This window comes from Microcystis sp. LEGE 00066, assembly GCF_015207925.1.
GTDB classification, from domain to species: Bacteria; Cyanobacteriota; Cyanobacteriia; order Cyanobacteriales; family Microcystaceae; genus Microcystis; species Microcystis ichthyoblabe_A.
The window spans coordinates 1-2,319 of the sequence record NZ_JADEVX010000321.1 but is presented as its reverse complement, the minus strand read 5'-3'; the positions used below and the strand labels follow the sequence as shown (position 1 = coordinate 2,319).

Sequence of the window (2,319 nt, the reverse complement as noted above, 5' to 3'; positions counted from 1 at the left end):
GTTTTGAGGGGGTCAATTACCTAATTTTCAGGGAAAAAGTCTAGGGATTTTCCCCCCGATCACTCCCAGATCTGGTACTTTTTGATTGATAAAAGGTCTAAAATTATTACCCAACAAGGTTTTTAGATTTATTCAGCAAACCCTATATCAATACTGATATACTAACAAAAGAAGACTCAAAGCTTAGACCGGCTTCTGATCGATGATCGCCAAAATTTGCTCAACAAAAGCTTGGTGATCAACCACCGGTTTAGAAATATAACCATCGGCCTGACTCTGCTTGAGAAAATTCTCTCGATCGCCCTCCATAGCGTGAGCGGTGACGAGAATAACGGGTAAATCGGCGGTTTCGGGGTTAGCTTTGAGAATTTGGCTGATTTTAATGCCATCTACCGCTTTCCCTTCATAGACACTATGGGAGAGAGAGACATCCATTAAGATCACATCCGCTTTCTTGTCCCGAGCAATACGAAGCACTTCTTCCACATCTTCGGTCCCTTTAACCTCTAGACCACCTCGTTTGGTCAAAATTTTGGCAAAAACGCGAAAATTAATCGGGTCGTCTTCTACAATCAAAACAGTCGTCATAGGGATGCTCAGGGATAAACGAGGTTAAAAAGGGCAAAATGCCTTATGATTCACAGCTAGACAGATTGAAAACGAGAGACTCATGGCCAAACAACTGGATTTCTTAGCTAGTGGTCAAATTATACCCACGGCCTTACACCAAGAGATGGAACGCTCCTATCTAGAATATGCCATGAGTGTGATCGTGGGGCGAGCCTTGCCGGATGTACGGGATGGCTTAAAACCAGTCCATCGTCGCATATTATACGCTATGCACGAACTGGGCTTAACCCCCGATCGCCCTTTTCGTAAATGTGCGCGGGTGGTGGGGGATGTCTTGGGTAAATATCATCCCCATGGCGATCAGTCAGTGTACGAGGCACTGGTTCGTATGGTACAGGATTTTTCCAGTCGTTACCCACTGTTATCGGGCCATGGTAACTTTGGTTCGATCGATAACGACCCCCCGGCGGCCATGCGTTATACAGAAACCCGTTTGGCCGGCATCGGTGATCAGGCGGTTTTAGGGGGAATTAGCGAAGCTATCGTTAATTTTAGCAGTAATTTTGATAATTCTCAACAGGAACCCGTTGTTTTACCCGCTCAGTTACCGATACTGATTCTTAATGGTTGTTCGGGTATTGCGGTAGGGATGGCGACTAATATCCCTCCCCATAATTTAGGGGAAGTGGTGGAAGGTTTAATCGCTTTGATCGATAATCCCGATTTAAGCGAGGAAAAGTTAGTAGAAATTATCCCCGGTCCCGATTTTCCCACGGGAGGCGAGATTTTAGATGATACCGGCATTCGCGAGGCTTATCGCACCGGTAGGGGGATTATTCCCGTGCGCGGAGTGGCGAAAACTGAAACCATTATTATTGAGGGCAAGCGCCGAAGGGAAAGGACGGCAATTGTGGTTACTGAGTTGCCTTTTCAGGTGAATAAGGCGGCATGGATTGAAAAAATCGCCGAATTAGTCAATTTAGGGAAATTGGAGGGAATTGCCGATATCCGCGATGAAAGCAATCGCGAAGGCATTCGGGTGGTGATTGAATTAAAGCGGGAAAGTCAACCGCAGCAGGTTTTGGCCGCTTTATACCAACAAACGGCCCTACAGACTAATTTTGGGGCGATTATCCTCGCTTTGGTCGATAATCAACCCCGGCAGTTGTCTTTAAAACAAGTTTTACAGGAATTCTTGCGCTTTCGAGAAACGACTCTCACCCGTCAGTATGGCGATGAGTTGCAACAGGCCAGCGATCGCTTACACTTAGTGGAGGGTTTATTATTAGCTTTGCAGAATATCGATCGAGTGGTGGATATTCTCAAAAATGCTCCCGATGGGACGACGGCTAAGTATCGTTTTCAGGCAGAATTGGGCATTAGTGACCCTCAAGCTGATTCTATCTTAGCTATGCCTCTGCGTCGTTTAACCGGTTTGGAAAGACAAAAGTTAGAGACGGAAGCGACGGAATTACAAACAAAAATTCAACAATTGGAAACCCTCCTCCATAACCGTCAGGAGTTTCTCAAGTCTCTGAAAAAAGAATTGCGCTCTTTAAAGAAAAAATTCGCCGATAGCAGACGGACAAAAATTCGCACCGGCAAGTCGGGGGACAGGAAACAGGAGGCAGCAGGGAAGAAACAGGATTCTGTTGTTAAAAAACAGGAGACAGTCCCGATGAAAAAATTTTCACCACCAGAGACGAAAGAGGTTTCCTTCCCCACACCCCACACTCCACACCCCACACC

The 2,319-nt window shown here is 46.1% G+C and carries 2 protein-coding genes; one reads left to right on the top strand and one right to left on the bottom strand.

What is annotated here, in order from left to right; genetic code table 11:
• Positions 1-183: 183 nt before the first annotated feature.
• Positions 184-588, bottom strand: coding sequence for a response regulator (locus tag IQ224_RS23065; protein WP_002744345.1), 405 nt, complete (start codon positions 586-588; stop codon positions 184-186).
• An 82-nt stretch (positions 589-670) separates the two neighbouring features.
• Between IQ224_RS23065 and IQ224_RS23060 the strand changes: the two genes are divergently transcribed.
• Positions 671-2,319 (top strand): DNA topoisomerase (ATP-hydrolyzing) subunit A (locus tag IQ224_RS23060; protein WP_194033537.1); only part of this gene is annotated, 1,649 nt, incomplete at its 3' end.

Bases quoted from the DNA above. Each gene is read 5' to 3' on its own strand.
- IQ224_RS23065 (WP_002744345.1), bottom strand. From the start codon at position 588: ATGACGACTGTTTTGATTGTAGAAGACGACCCGATTAATTTTCGCGTT.